The 20,711-nt window shown below is 67.0% G+C and carries 24 protein-coding genes and 1 pseudogene; 10 read left to right on the forward strand and 15 right to left on the reverse strand.

What is annotated here, in order from left to right; translation table 11 throughout:
- Window positions 1-32: 32 nt before the first annotated feature.
- The 3 genes and pseudogenes from A5779_RS04480 to A5779_RS04490 form a co-directional block, all read right to left on the reverse strand.
- A pseudogene (locus tag A5779_RS04480) lies at window positions 33-647 on the reverse strand (carboxymuconolactone decarboxylase family protein); the annotation flags it as partial.
- Between the two features lie 80 nt (window positions 648-727).
- The gene (locus A5779_RS04485) at window positions 728-1,150 is read right to left on the reverse strand and encodes a nuclear transport factor 2 family protein (protein WP_064879371.1); all 423 of its coding nucleotides are present in this window, start codon (window positions 1,148-1,150) and stop codon (window positions 728-730) included.
- A 9-nt stretch (window positions 1,151-1,159) separates the two neighbouring features.
- Window positions 1,160-1,894: an SDR family NAD(P)-dependent oxidoreductase gene (locus A5779_RS04490; RefSeq protein WP_064879373.1), complete on the reverse strand. Its 735-nt coding sequence runs from the start codon at window positions 1,892-1,894 to the stop codon at window positions 1,160-1,162.
- Window positions 1,895-2,020: 126 nt separating this feature from the next.
- Between A5779_RS04490 and A5779_RS04495 the strand changes: the two genes are divergently transcribed.
- Window positions 2,021-2,617: a TetR/AcrR family transcriptional regulator gene (locus tag A5779_RS04495; RefSeq protein WP_064879461.1), complete on the forward strand. Its 597-nt coding sequence runs from the start codon at window positions 2,021-2,023 to the stop codon at window positions 2,615-2,617.
- Between the two features lie 5 nt (window positions 2,618-2,622).
- Here A5779_RS04495 and A5779_RS04500 read toward each other — a convergent pair whose 3' ends face one another.
- Window positions 2,623-3,090 (reverse strand): MarR family winged helix-turn-helix transcriptional regulator, encoded by a 468-nt coding sequence (locus A5779_RS04500; protein ID WP_064879375.1) that lies wholly within the window; start codon window positions 3,088-3,090, stop codon window positions 2,623-2,625.
- Window positions 3,091-3,188: 98 nt separating this feature from the next.
- Here A5779_RS04500 and A5779_RS04505 point away from each other — a divergent pair, with 98 nt between their 5' ends.
- The 4 genes from A5779_RS04505 to A5779_RS04520 all read left to right on the forward strand — a co-directional run bounded on the left by A5779_RS04505 (window position 3,189) and on the right by A5779_RS04520 (window position 6,228).
- Entirely contained in the window at window positions 3,189-3,809 is a 621-nt protein-coding gene (locus A5779_RS04505; protein ID WP_064879376.1) for an NADPH-dependent F420 reductase, read from the forward strand.
- A 30-nt stretch (window positions 3,810-3,839) separates the two neighbouring features.
- Window positions 3,840-4,802 carry an SDR family oxidoreductase gene (locus A5779_RS04510; RefSeq protein ID WP_064879379.1) on the forward strand — a complete coding sequence of 321 codons (963 nt, stop codon included), beginning with the start codon at window positions 3,840-3,842 and terminating at the stop codon, window positions 4,800-4,802.
- 28 nt (window positions 4,803-4,830) lie between these two features.
- A complete protein-coding gene (locus A5779_RS04515; protein ID WP_064879381.1) occupies window positions 4,831-5,256 on the forward strand; it encodes a nuclear transport factor 2-like protein in 426 nt (141 codons plus the stop codon).
- 123 nt (window positions 5,257-5,379) lie between these two features.
- Window positions 5,380-6,228 (forward strand): type IV toxin-antitoxin system AbiEi family antitoxin, encoded by an 849-nt coding sequence (locus tag A5779_RS04520; protein ID WP_064879383.1) that lies wholly within the window; start codon window positions 5,380-5,382, stop codon window positions 6,226-6,228.
- A gap of 70 nt (window positions 6,229-6,298) precedes the next feature.
- Here A5779_RS04520 and A5779_RS04525 read toward each other — a convergent pair whose 3' ends face one another.
- From A5779_RS04525 to sdhC, 4 genes are read right to left on the reverse strand one after another with little or no spacing between them, the layout of a single operon-like run.
- Window positions 6,299-7,084 carry a succinate dehydrogenase iron-sulfur subunit gene (locus A5779_RS04525; RefSeq protein ID WP_064879385.1) on the reverse strand — a complete coding sequence of 262 codons (786 nt, stop codon included), beginning with the start codon at window positions 7,082-7,084 and terminating at the stop codon, window positions 6,299-6,301.
- A gap of 2 nt (window positions 7,085-7,086) precedes the next feature.
- The gene (gene sdhA, locus A5779_RS04530) at window positions 7,087-8,841 is read right to left on the reverse strand and encodes a succinate dehydrogenase flavoprotein subunit (protein ID WP_055109597.1); all 1,755 of its coding nucleotides are present in this window, start codon (window positions 8,839-8,841) and stop codon (window positions 7,087-7,089) included.
- Between the two features lie 3 nt (window positions 8,842-8,844).
- The gene (locus A5779_RS04535) at window positions 8,845-9,267 is read right to left on the reverse strand and encodes a succinate dehydrogenase hydrophobic membrane anchor subunit (RefSeq protein ID WP_003882378.1); all 423 of its coding nucleotides are present in this window, start codon (window positions 9,265-9,267) and stop codon (window positions 8,845-8,847) included.
- Window positions 9,268-9,314: 47 nt separating this feature from the next.
- Entirely contained in the window at window positions 9,315-9,731 is a 417-nt protein-coding gene (sdhC, locus tag A5779_RS04540) for a succinate dehydrogenase, cytochrome b556 subunit (RefSeq protein WP_082448777.1), read from the reverse strand.
- A gap of 214 nt (window positions 9,732-9,945) precedes the next feature.
- Between sdhC and A5779_RS04545 the strand changes: the two genes are divergently transcribed.
- The 4 genes from A5779_RS04545 (at window position 9,946) to A5779_RS04560 (ending at window position 13,286) form a co-directional block, all read left to right on the forward strand.
- Window positions 9,946-10,344 carry a cytidine deaminase gene (locus tag A5779_RS04545; RefSeq protein WP_064879387.1) on the forward strand — a complete coding sequence of 133 codons (399 nt, stop codon included), beginning with the start codon at window positions 9,946-9,948 and terminating at the stop codon, window positions 10,342-10,344.
- A 49-nt stretch (window positions 10,345-10,393) separates the two neighbouring features.
- On the forward strand, window positions 10,394-11,686 hold the full coding sequence (locus A5779_RS04550; protein ID WP_064879389.1) for a thymidine phosphorylase: 1,293 nt from the start codon (window positions 10,394-10,396) through the stop codon (window positions 11,684-11,686).
- A gap of 111 nt (window positions 11,687-11,797) precedes the next feature.
- Window positions 11,798-12,886: an adenosine deaminase gene (locus tag A5779_RS04555; protein ID WP_064879391.1), complete on the forward strand. Its 1,089-nt coding sequence runs from the start codon at window positions 11,798-11,800 to the stop codon at window positions 12,884-12,886.
- Between the two features lie 127 nt (window positions 12,887-13,013).
- Window positions 13,014-13,286 (forward strand): hypothetical protein, encoded by a 273-nt coding sequence (locus A5779_RS04560; RefSeq protein ID WP_055109588.1) that lies wholly within the window; start codon window positions 13,014-13,016, stop codon window positions 13,284-13,286.
- Window positions 13,287-13,300: 14 nt separating this feature from the next.
- Here A5779_RS04560 and A5779_RS04565 read toward each other — a convergent pair whose 3' ends face one another.
- The 6 genes from A5779_RS04565 to A5779_RS04590 form a co-directional block, all read right to left on the reverse strand.
- Entirely contained in the window at window positions 13,301-14,110 is an 810-nt protein-coding gene (locus tag A5779_RS04565; RefSeq protein WP_064879393.1) for an alpha/beta fold hydrolase, read from the reverse strand.
- A gap of 43 nt (window positions 14,111-14,153) precedes the next feature.
- Entirely contained in the window at window positions 14,154-15,422 is a 1,269-nt protein-coding gene (gene satS, locus A5779_RS04570) for a protein export chaperone SatS (RefSeq protein WP_064879395.1), read from the reverse strand.
- Between the two features lie 72 nt (window positions 15,423-15,494).
- Entirely contained in the window at window positions 15,495-16,622 is a 1,128-nt protein-coding gene (locus A5779_RS04575) for a C40 family peptidase (protein WP_064879397.1), read from the reverse strand.
- 3 nt (window positions 16,623-16,625) lie between these two features.
- Entirely contained in the window at window positions 16,626-16,931 is a 306-nt protein-coding gene (locus A5779_RS04580) for a hypothetical protein (RefSeq protein ID WP_236734646.1), read from the reverse strand.
- Between the two features lie 97 nt (window positions 16,932-17,028).
- A complete protein-coding gene (locus A5779_RS04585) occupies window positions 17,029-17,766 on the reverse strand; it encodes an SDR family NAD(P)-dependent oxidoreductase (protein ID WP_064879465.1) in 738 nt (245 codons plus the stop codon).
- A gap of 19 nt (window positions 17,767-17,785) precedes the next feature.
- Window positions 17,786-18,424, reverse strand: coding sequence for a sigma-70 family RNA polymerase sigma factor (locus A5779_RS04590; RefSeq protein WP_064879399.1), 639 nt, complete (start codon window positions 18,422-18,424; stop codon window positions 17,786-17,788).
- Window positions 18,425-18,582: 158 nt separating this feature from the next.
- Between A5779_RS04590 and upp the strand changes: the two genes are divergently transcribed.
- Window positions 18,583-19,206, forward strand: coding sequence for a uracil phosphoribosyltransferase (gene upp / locus A5779_RS04595; RefSeq protein WP_064879401.1), 624 nt, complete (start codon window positions 18,583-18,585; stop codon window positions 19,204-19,206).
- On the opposite strand, the gene A5779_RS04600 is transcribed toward upp, so the two are convergent.
- The gene (locus tag A5779_RS04600; protein WP_064879403.1) at window positions 19,203-20,708 is read right to left on the reverse strand and encodes a hypothetical protein; all 1,506 of its coding nucleotides are present in this window, start codon (window positions 20,706-20,708) and stop codon (window positions 19,203-19,205) included. The genes upp and A5779_RS04600 overlap by 4 nt on opposite strands.
- Window positions 20,709-20,711: the final 3 nt, after the last annotated feature.

Here is a 20,711-nt window from a genome sequence, read left to right on the forward strand (position 1 = left end):
GACGTTCACTCCGGAGTCACTGCTCCCCGCGCTCACTCCGCCCAAGGCACCCGGCACGCATCGCCGGAGTTGAAGCCCTGCTCGGTGATGCCCAGCGCCGCGTACATCCGCGACCGCATGTTCTCCACCCCGATCTGATAGGTCAGCTCGATCACGCCGTCGTCGCCGAACCGGCGTTGCAGATCGGCCACCTGCTCGTCGGTGACGGTGTGCGGGTCCGTGGTCATCGCGTTCGCATAGGCGATTGCGGCGCGCTCGTCATCGGTGAACAGCGGCGAGGTTGCGTAGTCGTCGATCGACTTGAGCCGTTCCACGTCGAGGTTCTCCAACCGCATCAGCATGGAGCCGAAGTCCACGCACCACGAGCAGCCGACGGTGCGGGCAGTCCAGAACACCGCGAGCTCGCGGACGGTGGCGGGCAGTTTCTTGGAGCCGCCCTGCAGCAGCATCTCGTGGACACCGTTGGCGACCAACAGACGCGGATGGTGAGCGGCCACCGCGAACGGCTCAGGCACCTCACCGAACTGGCGCTTGGCGTACCAGTACATGGCGCGGGTCAGCAGGCCGGCTTGTTTGGGGGTAACAGCGGGGATTCGTGTCTTCGTCTCGGTCATACCCGTTAGACGAGATGGCCCCGGAATGTGTGACAGGCCGAGCCTGAGCTTGTGTGTGAGTTTTCGCTGGAATCTCGCACACAAGCTCAGGTTCGGCGGGCGTAGCCCGGCGGTCAGAGTGGGGTGAGGAGTTCCCACGGCTTGACGCCGAGGAGACGGGCAAGGTGCCCCTGCATCTGGACGCCGGCAGGCAGCGGGCGCCACCATATGGTCACCTCGGCGATCCTGCCGTCGGCGTCGAGCCGGAAGCAGTCCATACCGTCGACCATCGCGTCGTCGACCTGGAGCCGGAAGTGCGCGGCGTGGTGTGTCCTTCCGCTGAGGACTTCCTTGTAGGTGAGGTCGGCGGCCACCGCGCTGACGGTCTGGATGGCTTCCAGCACTGCCTCGCGGCCGGTGACCGGCTCATCGCCGAGCGGGCCGTACAGCACCACGTCCTCGGCGAGAATCGCGGAAAGAGCGTCTTTGTCGGCGCCGCCGTGCATGCAGTCGACGAACGCCTCCACGGTGTCGCGGTGTGCGGCGAATGTGGTCATGGTCGCTCCTCAGATCACCGTCGTGCCGCCGTCGACCACCAGTTCCATGCCGTTGACATAGCTCGAGTCGTCGGAGGCGAGGAACAATGCGGCCGAAGCGATCTCCGTTGGGTCGCCCATCTCTCGCCGTGGGATCACGGACTCGAACTGCGCCTTCATCTCCTCGTCCATCACCTCCGCCAACATCGGCGAGGCGACCTGGCCGGGGGTCAGCACGTTCACCCGGATCTTCCGGTCCCTCAACTCCGACACCCACACCCGTGCGTAGGCGGGCAGCACGGCCTTGCTTCCCGCGTAGACACTCCAATTTGGGTAGCCCCGCAGCGATGCGTTCGACCCGGTCATGAAGATCGAGCCGCCATCGTTGAACAGCGGCAGCGCCTTCTGGACCGTGAACAGGGTGCCGCGCGCGTTCAGCCAGAAAGCGTCGTGAAAGTCCTCCTCGGTGATGTCACCGAGCCTGCTCTGCTTGCCCACCCCGGCGCTCGCCCACAACACGTCGATCGCGCCCTTCTCCCGCTTGACCGTGTCGAACAAGTGGTCCAGATCGTCGAGGTCGGCGGAATCACCCTGTACGCCAGTCGCATTCCGCCCGATCTGTTCGACGGCTTCGTCCAGTGCATCCTTCCGCCGCCCCGAGATGAAGACGTGGGCTCCCTCGTCGGCGAACAACTTGGCACCGGCCAGTGCCATCCCACTCGTCGCGCCGGTGATCACCGCGACCTTGCCATCAAGTTTTCCCACGATCGCTCCATCTCTCCGAGACTGCCGATGTTAGGTACACCGATCTGAGTGCTTAACGTAATGGAAGGCGATGTCGAGCGCAAGCTATGCACACCGATCGGTACCCGATTGGGCTACGCTGGGCATATGACGGAGCTGGAGAAGGGGCCGCGAGGCCTGCGCCGCGGCAGGGGCGCACGAGAGCGCATCCTCGGCGCGTCACGACAACTGTTCCGCGATCAAGGCATCAACAGCACCGGCATGGACGAGCTCTGCGCGGTGGCCCAGGTGTCCAAGCGCACCTTCTACCAGCACTTCGCCAGCAAGGACGAGCTGATCGCCGAACATCTACGCCGTTTCGATCCCGACGTCCTGCCCGAGGTGTTCGACCGCACCGACCTCACCCCCCGCGAACGGCTACTGGCCGTCTTCGATATCCACGCGCCCCTGTGCCCGTTCATCGCGGCGGCTGTCGAAATCAACGACCCGGGCCACCCGGCACGCCTCCACGCCCGCGACTACAAGTTGGCCTTTGCCGCGCGGCTCGTCGAAACCGCCCGCGAGGCCGGTGCCACCAACTCCGAACAGCTCGGCGAACAGCTGGCGCTGCTCCTGGATGGCGCGTCGGCCCGCAACCGGGTCCTCAATGCCGAAACCTTCGCCACCGCAGCCGCTGTCGCAGCCGTTCTGATCGACAAGGCCATCCCGGCGGCAGCGCCAACGTGCGGCGTGGGCGAGAACTAGCCGCCTCAGCGGGGCGGGTCGTCGTCCTCGGTCAGGTGCTGCAGGATTCGTTCGTTGAGGTCGGCGAGCATGTCGAGCTCGGTTGGGGTGAACAGGTCGATGAAGTTGCGGCGGACATCCTGCACGTGGCCGGGTGCAGCCTTCTCGATGGTGGCGCGGCCGGCCGGCAGCAGGCAGACCATGGTGCTGCGGGCGTCGTCGGGGTTCGGTTCGCGGTTGATCAGCCCGTCCTTCTGCATACGCCGCAACTGGTGGGAGAGGCGGCTCTTCTCCCAGTTCAGGGCATTGCAGAGGGCGTGTGCGGGCATGCGGTCTCCGTCGAGGGCCGAGAGCGCCGCGAGGACCTCGTAGTCGGCTCCGGACAGTCCCGATTCCTGTAGGCGTCGGCTCAGGTGGGCCTCGATCTGTTGATGGGCGTGTATGAACGCTCGCCAGGCGCGGTCTTCGCGAGGGTTCAGCCAGTTCGGCTCCATGGGCCCTGATGTTACCGCGATTGGTTGACGCATCATCAAAATCCGGCTTAATGTTGACGCGTCAACCTTTTTGATCGTCAATCACGATGGGACACCTCATGAGCAGCATCAGCATCATCGGCCTGGGAAACATGGCCCGCGCCTTGGCGGACCGGGCGCTCGCCGGCGGCAACGCCGTCGAGATCATCGGCCGCGACCCGGTGAAAGCGAAGGAATTGGCTGCCGAACTCGACGGCGCCACAGTAGGGATGGCCGGCAATGGCCCGACGGGGGACATCGTCGTCCTCGCTGTGCCGTATGCCAGCGCGGCGGCGGTGGTCAGCGAGTACGGGGATGCCCTGCGCGGCAAGGTCATCGTCGACATCACCAACCCTGTCGCGGCCGACATGACGGGCTTCGTCACCCCCGACGGCAGTTCCGGCGCGCAGGAGATCGCCAAGGCTGTCCCCGCCGGCGCGCACGTCGTCAAAGCGTTCAACACCCTGTTCTCCAACGTTCTGTCCGACGGCCGCCCGGTGGACGTCTTCATCGCCGGCGACGACGCGCAGGCCAAGGCGCGCGTGTCGGCGTTCATCGAGAGCCTGGGGCTGCGTCCGCTGGACGCCGGGCCGCTGCTGATGGCGCGGGCCCTGGAGAGCGCGGGCCTGCTGGAGATAAGCCTCGTCAACCACTCCGTCGGGCACACCAACTTCTCCCTCGGCGTCAACGCCCTCAACTGATCTGCTGCCTACCCTGAAAAGGACAGTCACATGCGTGTTTTCGTCACTGGCGGGACCGGTCATTCCGGTACGCACATCATTCCCGAGCTCATCGCCGCCGGGCACGAGGTCACCGGGCTGGCTCGATCCGACACGGCTGCGGCAGCCGTGTCCGCACTCGGCGCGAAGGTGCGTCGCGGCAGCCTCGAGGACCTCGACGGGCTCAAGGAGGCGGCCGCGGACTCCGACGGCGTCATCCACGTCGCGCACCGGCAAGATCTGCTGCCCGCCGGCGGGATCGACGCGGTGACCGCCGCGGAGGTCCCGGTCATCCACGCCTACGGGGAGGCACTCGCGGGAACCGGAAAGCCGTTGGTCGCGGCGGGCAGTATTGCCTCGTCGTCATTCGGGAAGCTGGGGCGCCCGGCCACCGAGGAGGACCCGGCCCTGCCCGCCGGGCAGGAGTACTCGGGCACCCTGCGATTCCGTAACGCCGTGGAACTCGCCGTAATCGGACTCGCCGAGCGGGGAGTGTGGTCGTCGATCGTGCGGTTTCCCACCATCGCGCACGACACGACCGACACTGCTGGGTTCCTCCCCGGCCTGATCGCACTTGCGAAGGCGAAGGGTTTCGCTGCTTACCCCGGCGATGGCGCGAATCTGTGGAATGCGGTGCACATCAGCGATATCGCCACCCTGTTCCGGTTGGCGCTGGAGAAGGGACCGGCCGGCAGCTACTGGCACGCGGTCGAGGACGAGGGAATCGCGTTCCGCGACATCGCCGAGGCCATCGGCAGCCGTCTGGGCCTGCCCACCGTGAGTGTGCCGGTGGACGCACTGATGCTGCCGGGATACTTCGGCATGTTCACGAATCTGGTCACGATGAACCTTCCGGCCTCCAGCCTCATCACCCGCCAGGCCCTGGGCTGGGAACCCGCTCAGCCCAAACTGCTCGCCGACTTGGACAACGGCCACTACTTCTCGGAGATAAGAATATCTGTTGCCCACCAATGAATTTCGCACGATGCCACGAGGAGTATCCGTGACCACATTCGCCCCGCACCGCAACACCTTGGCGTCCTTCGTCGACTGTATCAACGGCGGCGCAGACGAAGACGTCCTCAGCGGTCTGCTGGCCGAGGATGTGGTGCTGTACGGCCCGTTCAGCGATAAGCCGATCACCGGCCGCGAGGTCGCCGTGGGAACCATCAAGGCCGTCAACGGACTCGCGTCCGATGACACCTACATGGAGGTGCTCAGCGGCGACACCCACCACGCCGCACACTTTCGCCTACAAGTCGGAGACGCCGCAGTCAACGGGGTATTTCTCGTCCTGCTCGACGCGGACGGCAAGATCGCCGAGGTCAACATCTTCTACCGCACGCTGCCGGCCGGTGTTGCGCTGCAACGGAACCTGGCGGAGGTTATCGGCATGCAGCCCTGGGAGTTACGCACGATCGGGGAGTAGCGCCGAACGCGGTTCGGTGACAGGCGAGCCTGAGCTTATGTGTGAGTTTTCGCTGGAATCTCGCACACAAGCTCAGGTTCGGCGCGCGGGGAACCGGCGATCAGCCCTCGGCGTCGTAACTACATGCCGTTTCTGGGTTCCGAGGCGCTGGCGTCCGGCAAGCTCAACCGGTACCAGCTGCGCACCCGGTACGACGCGGTGTACAGGGGCGTTTACGTCCCGCGGGGCACCAACCTCACTCCTGAAGACAAGGCAGTGGCGGCCTGGCTCTGGTCGGGCCGGCGCGCGAGGGTGGCAGGCCTGTCAGCCGCTGCGCTGCACCGTTCGGAATGGATCGACGCCAAACACCCCGCCGAACTCAACCAACCCAGCCAGCACAAGACCGCTGGCATCGTGTTGCACAGCGACGCTCTCGCCGACGATGAGATCTGCCTGGTGCGCGGCATCAGGACCACAACTCCCCACAGAACGGCCTTCGACCTCGGCCGTCGACGTGGACTCACGACAGCTGTGATTCGTGTGGATGCGTTGCTACAGGCCACTTCCCTGAAGATCTCGGAAGTGCACCCGCTTGTGTTGCGGCACAAGGGGATGCGCGGTCTCGTTCAGCTCCGCGAGGTACTCGACCTCGCCGATGACGGTGCGGAATCGCCACAGGAGACCCGGCTGCGTCTGCTGTACACGGAGGCAGGCATGCGTCCATCGCACACCCAGATCAACGTCTTCGACGAGTACACCTTCATCGGCCGTATCGACATGGGCTGGCCGAGGTGGAAGGTCGGCGTTCAATACGACGGGATCCAGCATTGGACCGATCCGAGACAACGCACCAAGGACATCGACCAGGACGCGCAGTATCGCGAACTTGGCTGGCGGCTGGTCCGGGTCGGGGCTGATTTGCTGAAGAATCGTCCTCGCGCAGTCATCGACCGCACCCGCCACGCGCTGCAGGCGGCCGGCGCTCCCTACTGACGAAACTGAGCTTGTGTTCGAGATTCTCGCGAAATCTCGTACACAAGCTCAGACTCGGGAAAAGAGAAACCTAGCGCGCGAACATCAGAGCGCGCTTGACCTCCTGGATCGCCTGGGTCACCTGGATGCCACGAGGGCAGGCCTCGGTGCAGTTGAACGTGGTGCGGCAGCGCCACACACCGTCGACCTCGTTGAGGATGTCCAGCCGCTCGGCAGCCGCCTCGTCACGCGAATCGAAGATGAACCGGTGCGCGTTGACGATCGCGGCCGGGCCGAAGTACGACCCTTCGCTCCAGTACACCGGGCAGCTGGTGGTGCAGCACGCACACAGGATGCACTTGGTGGTGTCGTCGTAGCGGGCCCGGTCGGTGGCGCTCTGGATGCGCTCCTTGGTGGGCGGGTTGCCGCTGGTGATCAGGTACGGCTTCACGGCGCGGTAGGCGTCGAAGAACGGCTCCATGTCCACCACGAGGTCCTTCTCCACGGGCAGGCCGCGGATCGGCTCGATGGTGATGGTGAGCTGCTTGCTCGCCTTCTTGGGGAGCAGATCCCGCATGAGGACCTTGCAGGCCAGCCGGTTCACGCCGTTGATCCGCATGGCATCCGAGCCGCACACACCGTGGGCGCAGGAGCGTCGGAAGGTCAGCGTGCCGTCCAGGTAGCCCTTCACGTACAGCAGCAGGTTGAGCAGCCGGTCGCTTGGCAGGCAGGGAACCCGGAAGCTCTGCCAGCCCGCGGCGTCGGGGTCCTCGGGGTTGAACCGGGCGATCTTGAGGGTGACCATGACCGCGCCCTCGGGGACCGGGGGCAGCGGCGGATCGCCGGCTTCGGGCTTGTCGATGACAGGTGCACTCACGGTCAGTACTTCCTTTCCATCGGCTCGTACCGGGTCTGGACCACGGGCTTGTAGTCCAGCCGGATGTCGGACAGCAGCTCGCTGCCCTCCTTGTAGGCCATGGTGTGGCGCATGTAGTTGGTGTCGTCGCGGTCGGGGTAATCCTCACGCGCGTGCCCGCCGCGGGATTCCTTGCGGTTGAGCGCACCGACCACGGTGACCTCGGCCAGCTCCAGCAGGAAGCCCAGCTCGATCGCCTCGAGCAGGTCGCTGTTGTAGCGCTTGCCCTTGTCGTGCACGGTGATTCGGCTGTACCGCTCCTTGAGCGCGTGGATGTCGGTCAGCGCCTGCTTGAGCGTCTCCTCGGTGCGGAACACCGCGGCGTTGTTGTCCATCGACTGCTGCAGGGCAGTGCGGATGTCGGCGACGCGCTCGTTGCCGTGCTCGGAGAGGATGTCGCCGACCCAGCCGACCACCATGTCCGCCGGGTTCTCCGGCAGGTCGACGTGGTTGTGGTTGGCGGCGTACTCGGCGGCGGCGATCCCGGCGCGACGGCCGAACACGTTGATGTCCAGCAGCGAGTTGGTGCCAAGGCGGTTGGCGCCGTGCACCGACACGCACGCACATTCACCGGCGGCGTACAGGCCCGGGATGACATTGGTGTTGTCGCGCAGCACCTGGCCGTGGATCGTGGTCGGGATACCGCCCATGACGTAGTGGCAGGTCGGGTACACCGGCACCAGTTCGGTCACCGGGTCCACACCCAGGTAGGTGCGGGCGAACTCGGTGATGTCCGGCAGCTTGGCTTCCAGCACTTCCTCGCCGAGGTGGCGCACGTCGATGTAGACGTAGTCCTTGTTCGGTCCGGCGCCTCGGCCTTCGAGCACCTCGAGCACCATCGAACGGGCGACGATGTCACGCGGCGCAAGGTCGACGATCGTCGGCGCGTAGCGCTCCATGAACCGCTCGCCCTCGCCGTTGAGCAACCGGCCGCCCTCGCCGCGCACGGCTTCGGAGATCAGGATGCCCAGGCCGGCCAGGCCGGTCGGGTGGAACTGGTGAAATTCCATGTCTTCCAAGGGAAGTCCCTTGCGGAAGATGATGCCCAGGCCGTCACCGGTCAGCGTGTGGGCGTTGGAGGTGGTCTTGTACATCCGGCCCGAACCGCCGGTGGCGAAGACGACCGCCTTGGCGTGGAAGATGTGGATGTCGCCGGTCGCCAGCTCGTAGGCGATGACGCCGGTGGCCACCGGGCCCGTCGGGGTGTCGGTCAGCGCGATGTCCAGTGCGTAGAACTCGTTGAAGAACTCCACGTCGTGCTTGACGCAGTTTTGGTACAGCGTCTGCAGGATCATGTGGCCGGTGCGGTCGGCGGCGTAACAGGCCCGGCGCACCGGGGCCTTGCCGTGATCGCGGGTGTGCCCGCCGAACCGGCGCTGGTCGATGCGGCCCTCGGGCGTCCGGTTGAACGGCATGCCCATCTTCTCGAGGTCCAGCACCGCGTCGATGGCCTCCTTGGCCATGATCTCGACGGCGTCCTGGTCAGCGAGGTAATCGCCGCCCTTGACGGTGTCGAAGGTGTGCCACTCCCAGTTGTCCTCTTCGACGTTGGCCAATGCGGCGCACATGCCGCCCTGGGCCGCGCCAGTGTGGGACCGGGTCGGGTACAGCTTGGTGAGCACTGCGGTACGGACGCGCGGGCCGGCCTCGACGGCAGCGCGCATGCCGGCGCCGCCGGCGCCGACGATGACGACGTCGTAGCGGTGTTCCTGAATCATTGGTTAACCCCCAATATTCGGGTCGAAGGTGACCAGGACGTAGGTACCCAGAACCAACGTGAACCCTGTCGCCAGCAGCAGCAGCGAATTCAGGTAGAACTTCGTGACGTTCTTACGGGCATAGTCGCCGATGATGGTGCGCAGGCCGTTGGCCCCGTGGATCATCGCGAGCCACAGCAGGGCCATGTCCCAGATCTGCCAGAACGGGGAGGCCCAGCGCTGTGCGACGTAGTTGAAGTCGATGCGGTACACGCCGTCCTGCCACATCAGCATGATGAACAGGTGGCCGAGCGCGAGGAACACCAGCGCCAGGCCGGAGAACCGCATGAACAGCCAGGCGTACTTCTCGAAGTAGGGGATGCCGCGGGGGCGACGGGGTGCGCGCGGGTGGTCCAGCGCGGCCGGCCGGTCGTGCTCGCGTTCCATCACCGGCGCCGGACGGCCCAACCGCGACTCGCCCGCTCCTGGCGCGCTCACAGGAACCGCTCCGCCATGTGCATACCGAGAACTCCTAGTGCTGCGATGAGGACCACGGCAAAGACGCCGACGGCGACCGCGAGCATCTGCCGCTGGTAGCGGGGACCCTGCTGCCAGAAGTCGATGAGGATGACGCGGATGCCGTTCAGTGCGTGGAAGAGCACTGCGGCGACCAGGCCCATCTCCATCAGTCCGACGATGGGCGTCTTGTACGTCTCGATGACCTCGTTGTAGGCCTGCGGGCTCACCCGGACCAGCGCGGTATCAAGGACATGTACAAACAGGAAGAAGAAAATCGTGGCACCGGTAATACGGTGTAATACCCAGGACCACATTCCCGGGTCACCCTTGTACAGGGTGCGCCGACGGGTTTTCCTGGGTTGCGGAGCCGGCACCTCCGTCTGAGTACTCATCTCGCCCTCCAACGTCTTCGGTGGACGTTCGGGACCTGCCTGTGAATTAGCCCCAAACCTCGGGGCGACTCTAAACCCATTTGTGCTGGCGAAGGAATTACGGTTGAGCCGTTCTACCGCAAAAAAGCGAGAAAGTTAGGCTTACCTATCTTACTGTGCGGGTCGGGAATTGGGGTTTCGGAATGCATTCAGAACCTTTGCCGGGAGTGGTCGCATGACGGTCGATGTCGACTGGAACCTGTTGCGTTACAAGGCGATCGAGGCTTCATCCCATGCCTACGCGCCCTATTCGGGATTCCCGGTGGGAGCCGCCGCGCTCGTCGACGACGGCCGCGTCGTGACCGGATGCAATGTGGAGAATGTCTCATATGGCCTAGGTCTCTGTGCCGAGTGTGCTGTGGCCTGCGCCCTGCATTCCGGAGGCGGCGGAAGGCTCGTCGCACTGGCGTGTGTGGGCCCCGACGGGGGCGCGTTGATGCCCTGTGGACGTTGTCGGCAGGTACTGCTCGAGCACGGCGGCCCCGAGTTGCTCATCGACCATTCTCAGGGCCCGCGGCCGCTGCGGGAGCTACTGCCCGACGCGTTCGGGCCCGACGACCTGGAGCGCAGGTAAGGCCAAGTGGTCCAACAACTCCGGGTTACTGGCGAGTAGGTTGACGGCCATGTCGCATCTCGACGCCCCCACCGTCATCCGGACCAAACGTGACGGCGGCACGCTGTCCGACGCCGCGATCGATTGGGTGATCGACGGCTACACGCACGGACGGGTCGCCGACGAACAGATGTCGGCGCTGCTGATGGCAATCTTCCTCAAAGGCATGGCACCGGCCGAGATCGCCCGGTGGACGGCGGCCATGGTCAATTCCGGGGACCGGTTCGACTTCTCGGACCTTCGTCGAGATGGTCAGCCGCTTGCCCTGGTGGACAAGCACTCCACCGGCGGGGTGGGGGACAAGATCACCATCCCGCTGCTTCCCGTGGTGATGGCTTGTGGTGCGGCCGTTCCGCAGGCGGCCGGCCGCGGGCTCGGGCACACCGGCGGCACCCTCGACAAGCTTGAGGCGATCCCGGGATTCACCGCGGAACTGTCGAAAGCTCAGATCCGCCAACAGCTTCGGGACATCGGTGCGGCGGTGTTCGCGGCGGGTGAGCTGGCGCCGGCCGACCGCAAGATCTACGCCCTGCGCGATGTCACCGCCACCACCGAGTCGCTGCCGCTGATCGCGAGTTCGGTGATGAGCAAGAAGTTGGCCGAGGGCGCGCGGTCGCTGGTCCTGGATGTCAAGGTCGGGCGCGGTGCCTTCCTCAAGACCGAGGCCGAGGCGCGGACGCTGGCCGCCACCATGGTCGACCTCGGCAATGCCAACGGGGTGCCGACCCGGGCCCTTCTCACCGACATGAACTGCCCGCTGGGCCGGACCGTCGGCAACTCCGTGGAGGTCGGCGAATCGCTGGAGGTCCTGGCCGGCGGAGGGCCGTCCGACGTGGTCGCGCTGACGCTGGCGCTCGCGACCGAGATGCTCGATGCGGCCGGTATCGGTCACCCCGATCCGGCCGAGACCCTGCGGGACGGCAGTGCGATGGATTGCTTCCGTGCGCTGGTCGCGGCCCAGGGCGGGGATCTGACCCGCCCGCTACCGATCGGGACGGCCACGGAGACCGTGACGGCCCCGCACGGCGGCATCATGGGCGATCTCGACGCCATGGGGGTGGCGCTGGCGGCGTGGCGGTTGGGCGCCGGCCGTGCCCAGCCGGGCGAACCGGTGCAGTTCGGCGCCGGCGTGCGGATCCACCGCAAGCCGGGGGAGCCGGTCGCCGCAGGCGAGGCGCTGTTCACCTTGTACACCGAAACGCCCGAGCGGCTGCCGGGTGCTCTTGCTGAGCTCGACGGCGCCTGGACGGTCGGCGACACCGCGCCCATGCAGCGACCCCTGATCATCGACCGGATCTCCTGACGCGGCGCCAATCGGCAGACACTCACGAATAGGCCGCTATTGGTCTGATCGTCACCCGCCACGGCCCGGTTTCGGCGGCGCGGCGGCGCCGCTGACGCGCATGATGGGGGCATGAGTACGCCGCTGAGTCTGGACAAGATCCAGCACGCTCCCAAGGCCCTGCTGCACGACCACCTCGACGGCGGCCTGAGGCCGGCTACGGTGCTCGACCTGGCCGACCAGCTCGGCTATGACGACCTGCCGGCCACCGAGGTCGACGAGCTGGCCACGTTCTTCCGCACCGCCGCGCACAGCGGCTCGTTGGTGCGCTACCTGGAGCCGTTCGCCCACACCGTCGGGGTCATGCAGACTCCGGAGGCGTTGCACCGCGTCGCCTACGAGTGCGTCGAGGACCTCGCCGCCGACAACGTCGTCTACGCCGAGATCCGGTTCGCCCCCGAACTGCACATCGACCGCGGCCTGTCTCTCGACGAGGTGGTCGACGCCGTGCTGGCCGGCTTCGCCGACGGCGAGAAGGCGGCCGCGGCCGAGGGGCGGACCATCACCGTGCGCTGCCTGGTCACCGCGATGCGTCACGCTGCTCGCTCCCGGGAGATCGCCGAACTGGCAATCCGCTTCCGCGACAAGGGCGTTGTCGGTTTCGACATCGCGGGGGCGGAGGCAGGGTACCCGCCCACCCGGCATCTCGACGCCTTCGAGTACATGCGAGGAAACAACGCGCGCTTCACAATTCATGCCGGTGAGGCGTTCGGCTTGCCGTCCATCCACGAGGCCATCGCATTCTGCGGGGCTGACCGGCTGGGCCACGGGGTGCGCATCGTCGATGACATCACCGAGTTCGACGACGGTACCCAGCATCTGGGCCGGCTCGCATCCATCCTGCGGGACAAGCGAATTCCGCTGGAGATGTGCCCCAGCAGCAACGTACAGACCGGGGCGGCGCCCAGCATCGCCGAGCATCCGTTCGACCGGCTGGCACGACTGCGGTTCCGCGTCACCGTCAACACCGACAACCGGCTGATGAGCGACACCACCATGAGCCAGGAGATGCTGCGCCTGGTCGAGGCCTTCGGCTACGGCTGGAGCGACCTGGAGCGGTTCACCATCAATGCGATGAAGTCGGCCTTCATCCCCTTCGATGAGCGGCTCGCCATCATCGACGAAGTCATCAAACCCCGGTACGCGGTCCTGGTCGGCTGAGTCACCGCGTCGGGCAAATTCTCCCCACCGAAAATTTCCACTGGAAACGCTGTAACGGCAGCGTTTACGGCTGCGACAATCCAGCAGGCCCGACGCAAGATCGTGCCCGGATCAACAAGGAGACCCCATGGCCCGACCCCTCACCACGGTGTTGTCCGGCGCAGTGCTGGCAACGGCGGCGGTGTTCCTTCCGGTTGTCGCGGTACCGACCGCCGGCGCCGACGTCTGCGCCGGAGCAGACGGACGCCATTTCGCTGCCGGAGGCTGCACCAACATCGCCGGCGATGTCGCGACCGGCGCGGCCATCGCGGCCGCCCATGTTCCCTACGTACCGGGCGAAGTCCCGTGCTACACCGTCGAAGGCGTTCCGTACTTCACCCCGCCCGGCGACCCCTGCTGAGAACGCCCGACACCTCAGCCGCGCAGCGCCCCACGGAGTACGTCGGCGAAAGCCCCTGGCGCAGCCATGAATCCACCATGGTCGCCAGGGAATTTCACCGGGCGCACGCCCAGCAGGTCGGCCAGTGCCATCGTGGTCCGCTTGGTCAACAGGCGTCCGGACTCCTCACCGAGTCCCAGCACAACCCGTCCGTTTTTCAGCGCCGCGACATCGGGCAGGTAGCGGGTGGTGCCCCGGAGTTCGTGGTTGAAGAAGTGGTCTGCGTCGCGCAGTTCCTGATCGCTCGGCGCGGGCATCTCCGGTGCCCCGGGCGGTACGTCGAAGCCGGCGTTGGCCATGAACTTGCCCCAGGCCGCGAACATCCCGTCGCGGTTGAACGTCGCGATGATGTCCTCGGTCGCGGCGCGTTGTGCGGCGGCATCGGGTAGCAACTCCAGCAGCGGAGGTTCGTGCGCGACGAGGATGCGCACCCGGTCGGGGTGACGGGCCGCCAATGACAGACCCGTCACCGCACCGCCGGACGAGCCGAACACGTCAGCGGAGTCGGCGCCCAGATCATTGAGGATCGCGGCGACGTCATCAGCCCGGCGCTCCGGGATGGAATTCTCGGTCGGATCGTCGAGGCAGCTGTGCGCGACGCCGCGCGGATCGGCCGTCACCACGGTGCGGTCCCCGGCCAGCGCGTGGGCCAGCGGCGCGAATTCGGCGGCGGCCATCGGCGCACCGAGGATCAGCAACAGCGGGCCCTCGCCGCGCACCTCGTAGTGCAGGCGCGCGCCGGGAACCTCGACGGTGTGCGTGGAAAGGCTGGTCGATGCGGTCATGAGTGATCTGACCGCCGGCGCGGCCAGAACTCATCGGCTCGGGTTACTCAGCCCGCAGCCGCGACTCCACAAAACGCTCCAACGCGTCCCACTGCTCGACGGCCTGGGCGTACGGCGCATCGGGCTTGCGGGCGCCCTCGTCGCCGAGCACATAGCTCACGAACTTGCCGAGGGCCTTGGTCTCGGCGAGCGTCTCATCGACGGTCTTGTCCTCGGAGTAGTCGCTGACATCGCGTAGCAGCTCCACGGCCAACTCCAGCTGGTCGTGGTCGACCGCGTCGGGTCCGTCGGCGATGTCGTCGGAGATGCCCGACAAGACGTAGACGTTCTCGTCGGCGACCTCGACCCGCAGGGAGCCATCGGTCGCGGCGGTCCTGATGTCGTCATAGGTGGCCAGGTCGGACAGATCGTGGTCGTGCTCGTCGGCCAGGTAGCGAGCCAGGGCCCGCTCGGAGCTGAACACGCTGATGCGACCGTTGCGGCCGAGGAAGACCGGATCATCGTCGAGGTAGCAGCGCAAGGTGTAGACGGTTCCCGAGCCGGTCATGATGCGCACCGGGTCGATACCGACCTTGTGCCAGAAGTCCTCGTCGTCGCCCAGGACAGCGGTGTCGGCAACGCTGCGCGCGGGTTCGGCGTCCTCGTCGTCGTCGCCCTCGGAATCTTCGGTGTCAGCGTCGACGGCGAGGTCGTCCTCATCCTCCTCAGGGGCGTCTTCCTCGAGTTCGACCTCGGCCTTCTTGACCGCGGCTTCGTCGATGTCCTCGGGAACGGTGACGATCTCGTCGATGGCGTCGAGCACACCGTCCCAGCCCCGCGCGATCACGGCTTCGATCTCGGCCCAACGCTTGCGCCCGGAGCGGCCGGTGAAGCCTTCCAACCCACCACCGACGGTGCCGAGCACCGGGTTGCCGTTGAAGAACTTGCTGATGGCCGCCAGTTCACACACCGAGCCGATCGAGGACACCACCACCAGCGTGCGGTGCACCGTCGCGACGGACTCTTCGGTCGGCTTGTCGGCGACCAGGTCCGGCAGCCCGACGATGTCGTATTCACGGTCGTCGGCCGGCTGCAGCTTGTGGGCGTTGGCTGCGGTCAGCTTCTCCCACGCCGGGTGGTCGGCGAGATCGTTGTCGGTGTTGGTGCGGACGAAAGCCGCGAGGTCAGCGACCGATTCGAAGGCGAACAGGGCGTCACCCTCGCCGAGGAAGGCCTCCCACTCGTCACCGGCATCCCGCCAACGCGGAGCCCACAGTGTGTAGAGGTCGCCCTTGGTCAGCCCGAGCCTGATCGGCACGATGTCAGCAGCCATGCGGCACAGCCTAATGGGACGCCTCTGACGCCAGTCAGGTTGTCTCCCGTTCGGGGACCGGTTCGGGTGGTATCACACCGTGGGGCGCCAGAACCCCTGAAAGCCCTGCCCGGCATTCGTCGTTCGGACGGGCGAGAGTTTGACCGGGTCGCCCGCCTCGATCATCGTGTTCTCGCCGACGATCATGGCGACATGGCCGTCCCATACCGCCAGGTCACCCGGGCGCAGGGTCCCCGCTGAGACCGCCTTGCCGATGTCCTGCTCCTGGGCCAGCCGCGGAATGTCCAGCCCGGCTTCGTGATAGGCCCATTGGGTCAGCCCGCTGCAGTCCAGGCCGACGCCCGGTGTCGTGCCGCCCCACCGGTAGGGGACCCCGAGTTGTGTCAGCGCATGTCGCACGGCGCTGGCTGCCACGGCATTGGGGGCCACCGCGGTACTGCCGTCGGGCAGCCGCACCGCTACGCCGTCGCCGAACATCCCCGGGTCACGGAGCCCGGTCGGCGCTTCGGAGCGATCGACACCCGATGCCGCCGGTAGGTCTGCGGCGCCACCCCAGCCGCCCAGCGGTGTGCCTCCCGAGAGCCCCGCGCCGGAGAACCCGGCCTCCGGAGGCCCGGCGCCTGAGAATCCCGACCCTGAGAATCCCGACCCTGGGAATCCCGACGACGTCGGGGCACCGGCCGGGAGCCCCGTCGAGCCCGCGTGCATCCCGGCGGTGACCGCACCGGCCTGACCGTCCAGTTCAGCGCGCAGTTCGTCGACGACGGCCGACGCCTCAGCGACCGCGCGCCGCGCCTCGGCCTGCAGCTCCTGAGCCACACCGGGTTCGTCGAGATGGGGGATCAACAATGCGGCGCGATCCTCGAAGCGGTCGATGATCGCCTGCAGTCGCGACCTCGCCTCCGCCACGGCTGAGCCCGCACGCCGGGCAGCAGCGCTCAGTACCTGAGCCTGCGCGGCCAGCTCGGTCACCTCCGCCGCGGTGCCTGCGGCGAAGTCGGCGGCCGCTGTTGCCGCCGTACCCGACCAGTCGCCGGCGGCGCGTTCCCACGATCGGCCGAGTGCCGCGGCGATATCCGACAATGCGGAATGCGCCGCGTCCAGCGTCGTCACGGTGGGCCCGGTTTCCGGCGGGCCACTGCCCACCAGGTCACGCAGCGCATACAGCGGCGTGGCCAGCGCGGCGGCGGACGCGGGCACGGGCTATACCCGCGGCAACAGTGCGGCCGCCCGCTGACCAGCGGCGTCGTAGCCGGCGGCGGTGGCCCCGGCGCTGACGGCACCCGCGTCGGCCCGGGCACTCAGCGCCGCCACCGCGTCGATGTGGGCGCTGACGGATGCGGCGAACGCGGCTACGAATCGTTCGCCGATCGGGCCGAGGGCGCCTGCCGGTGACGGCATCGACCGCAGGGTTGCCGCCACCGCGCTGAGATCGGTGGCGTGTGCGTCGAAGGCGCCGCCGAGGGCGTGGATGCCCGTCATGTCGGCGCGCAGGGGGTCGGCGGTCATGTGGTTAGGACGTCCGCCGCCCCTGATCGGTTCCGCGTGATTCGCGCCGCGTTCGCATGCCCGGTCCCCGGCGCAGCGCCCGAGGCAGACCTGACTCTCAGATGGCCGTGCCACCGCCGTCGGCATGCAATACCGAGCCGGTGATGAATGCCGCCCGCGGCGAACTCAGGAACAGCACCGCGTGGGCGATCTCCTCCGGGGTTGCCGTGCGTCCCAGGGGTAGGGCGCGGCCGAGTTCCTCGTTGGTGTCGCCCCATTGAGCCGCGACGCCTTCGGTGCGGGTGGGCCCCGGCGCGACACTGTTGACTCGCACTCCGCCGGAACCGAATTCGGCGGCCCAGGTGCGGGTCAGCGATTCGACGGCGGCCTTGGAAGCGCTGTAGGTCGAGGCACCTGGTACGCCCTTGGACGCGACCATCGAGGTGACGTTGACGATGCTGCCGCGGCCGCGTTCGAGCATGCCGCCCACCAGGTGTGCGACGAGGAAATAGGTGCCCCGCACATTGGTGTCGAAAGTCCGCTCGAAGGAGGCGACATCCTGTTCGACGGTGAGTGCACCGGGGAACGCCGCGGCGTTGTTGACCAAGATGTCGAGCTCGCCGCATTGCTGTGCGAGAGATCGCACCGAGTCGAGGTCGGCGAGGTCGGCGCTGACGAACCGGACGTCCCCACCGAGCGTGGCCGCGGCGTCGCGTCCCCGTTGTTCATCTCGCCCGGTGATGGTCACCGCCGCGCCGGCTCGGGCCAGCAGGTCGGCACAGGCCAGGCCGATGCCCGCGGTGCCGCCGGTGACCAGTGCGCGATAGCCGTTGAGTTCTGTCGATCCGGATTCCATGGTGTCCTCTCGTTGTTCGTCACGCGACATTTCGGGTGCCGCCGTCTTCGTGGGTGGTCCAGCGGTCGTCTGCGACATCGGCGAGCGCGGCCCGCAGGCGTTCGCGGCTGCGCGCGATGCGTGACATGACGGTTCCCAGGGGGATTCCCATGCGTGCGGCGACCTCGGCATATGTGCAACCCTCGATGTCGGCGTAGTACAACACCGTTCGGAAACCCTCGGGCAGTGCCTGCAACGCATCACGGATCCGGTCGTCGCAGAACAGGTCGAGCGCAAGGTCCTCGGCGGAGCGCTGCACGGTCGTGGAATGGGTTGCGCTGCCGAACATGTCGCTGTCGGTGAACTCGGGGACGGCGAACGTGTCGGGACGACGTTGCTTCATGCGGTGCGTGCTGATCCACCGGTTGTGCAGGATGCGGAACAGCCACGCACGGAGATTGGTGCCCGGTTCGAACCGGTGGAAACCGGTGTAGGCATTCATCAATGTGTCTTGGACCAGGTCCTCGGCGTCGGCCTGGCTGTGCGTCAGGCGCCGCGCGGTGCGCAGCAGGACGGAGTGAAATGGCATGGCGTCGCGCACGAACCGGGCAGCCAGTTGCGCGTCACAGTCGGCTACTGACGTGATATCGGCTGACGGGGCGGTTACGACTCTCGTCATGATCAGAACTCCAGCGTTTGAGAACAAGAACGAATGTGTCCTCAGCCTGGTTCGCGAAAGCTCGTAGCGGACCCTTGAGAATCCGTGGTCCTCGTAGTCCGTGGGGTGGACACCGGATAGACATGCACGCCGACGGCGCCGACCGTTAAGGTCAGCGCATGGATGTGCGCGTCGTCGACCACCCCCTGGCCGCCGCGCGGCTGACCACCCTGCGGGACGAGCGGACCGACAACGCTGGGTTCCGTGCGGCGCTGCGTGATCTGACGATGATGCTGGTGTACGAGGCGACCCGGGACGCTCCCTGCGAGCAGATCGCGGTGCGCACCCCGGTGACCGATACGACCGGGTCGCGGTTGGCCAATCCGCCGCTGTTGGTGCCGGTGCTGCGGGCGGGGCTCGGGATGGTCGACCAGGCGCACGCGCTGATCCCGGAGGCACAGGTCGGGTTCGTCGGGATGGCGCGCGACGAGTCGACGCACCAGCCCACGCCCTACCTGGCGTCGCTGCCCGACGACCTGAGTACGCGGTCGGTGTTCGTGCTCGACCCGATGCTGGCGACGGGCGGATCGATGGCCTACACCCTCAACCTGCTGAAAGAGCGCAACGCCGACGACATCACCGCGGTGTGTGTGGTGTGTGCTCCGCAGGGGATCGCCGCGCTGGAGAAGGTCGCCCCCGAGATCCGGTTGATCACCGCGACCATCGACGAGGGCCTCAACGAGATCGCCTACATCGTCCCGGGGCTCGGCGACGCCGGGGACCGTCAGTTCGGCCCGCGTTAAGGCCGCTCAGGCTCGGTCGCCGTCAGGTACGGCCGGGACAACACCAGCGCCGCCGCGGTGGCCAGCATGAGCACATACACCGGCAGCAGATGGATGAAGGTCGTGTACCCGATCGCGTAGTGCACGGCCAGCGCAGGCAACGTGCCCGTCACGAACCCGATCAACAACGACCACCACACCCAGCGCTCGCCGCGGCGGAATCCCCACAGCGCGATCAATGCGATCGCGAGCCCGGAACCGATCAGAGCCCCACCGAATCCGGCCCGGTCGTGGGCGATGAAGCCGAGCAGTTGCGGTTCGGCGGCCCGCAGCGTCGCACCGTGGGTGTGCAGGTAGCCCAGGTCGGTGCTGACGAACACGTCGGTCAGCCCGACGAACGAGATGGTCGCCCCGGCGACGGCGAGCCCGGCGCCGAGTCCGATGAACAGCAACTGTCCCCACAACGCGCGCCGGCGCTGTGGCTCCGGACCGTCCGGCAATGACCGCCATCGGGTCGGGTCGGGCTTGTTCCAGACCGCGGCCAGCAGCATCGGGAACAGCGTCACCACCACCAGCGTGTGCAGGGGATCGACGAACCCTGTCCCGACGAAGTAGAACAGCGTGAGGAACGCGACGAGGCCCGAGATGAGCAGGGCCGTGCGCGCCCATGCCAAGCCGCGCCTGATGCCGCCCCAGGACAATCCGGTGTACAGCGCGCCGAGGCCGATCATGTTGCCCGCCATGCTGATCCGGTCATGTTGGATGAAATGCACCAGGTTGTCGTTGATCTGGCGCAGGTCATCCACCCCGAGGTCGAGATAGGAACGGTCATAACTGAGCAACACCGGACCGAGCGTGATGGCGCCGGCACCGACACCGGCCACCATCAAGCCGAGTCCGGCCAGCACACCCCACAGCCAGCCCGGCCAGCGAAACGGGTTGAGCCCGGCATCGGCCAGGCCCGGCGGCGGTGTCGATGTCTGCGAGGCCGCCTCGATCACGCGGTTGAACCAGCCCGGACCGGTCGCGAGCAGCACGCTCGGCCGGGCCAGCACGATGACGTCCGGATCTTGCAGCGCCACAACGGTGGCCGTGACGTCAGGATCCGACAGGTAGCGGTGCTCACGGCCTGCACCGATGATCACGTCGTCGACGTCAGCGGCGATCAGTTCGGCTACCTCGGCCGAATCCACCCGCGCGACGACACGGCAGCGCCGACCCGTGGCGGCCCGACGTACGGTTTCGACGTCGGCGGCGGTCACGGGTGCGATCTCGATGATGCCGGCACCCTGGACCGGCAACACCAGTACGGCGTCGCGCGCCACCGACGGCGGGACCACCGCCCCGAAGCGGCCTATCCACTCCGGCGGGACCGGCGGGTGATCGAAAACCCTTGGGATCCAGCGATACCCGCCCGCCTCGACCAGCGTGGCCAGAAACCGCAACGCCCAGCGCTGGGTGCGGTGTTCCCCGAGGACGGCGGACGCGATGGGGCGAAGCGGTTGATAAGTCCAGTCCGGCATTAC

Origin of the sequence: Mycolicibacterium peregrinum, from assembly GCF_001665625.1 — a bacterium.
GTDB lineage: Bacteria > Actinomycetota > Actinomycetes > Mycobacteriales > Mycobacteriaceae > Mycobacterium > Mycobacterium peregrinum_B.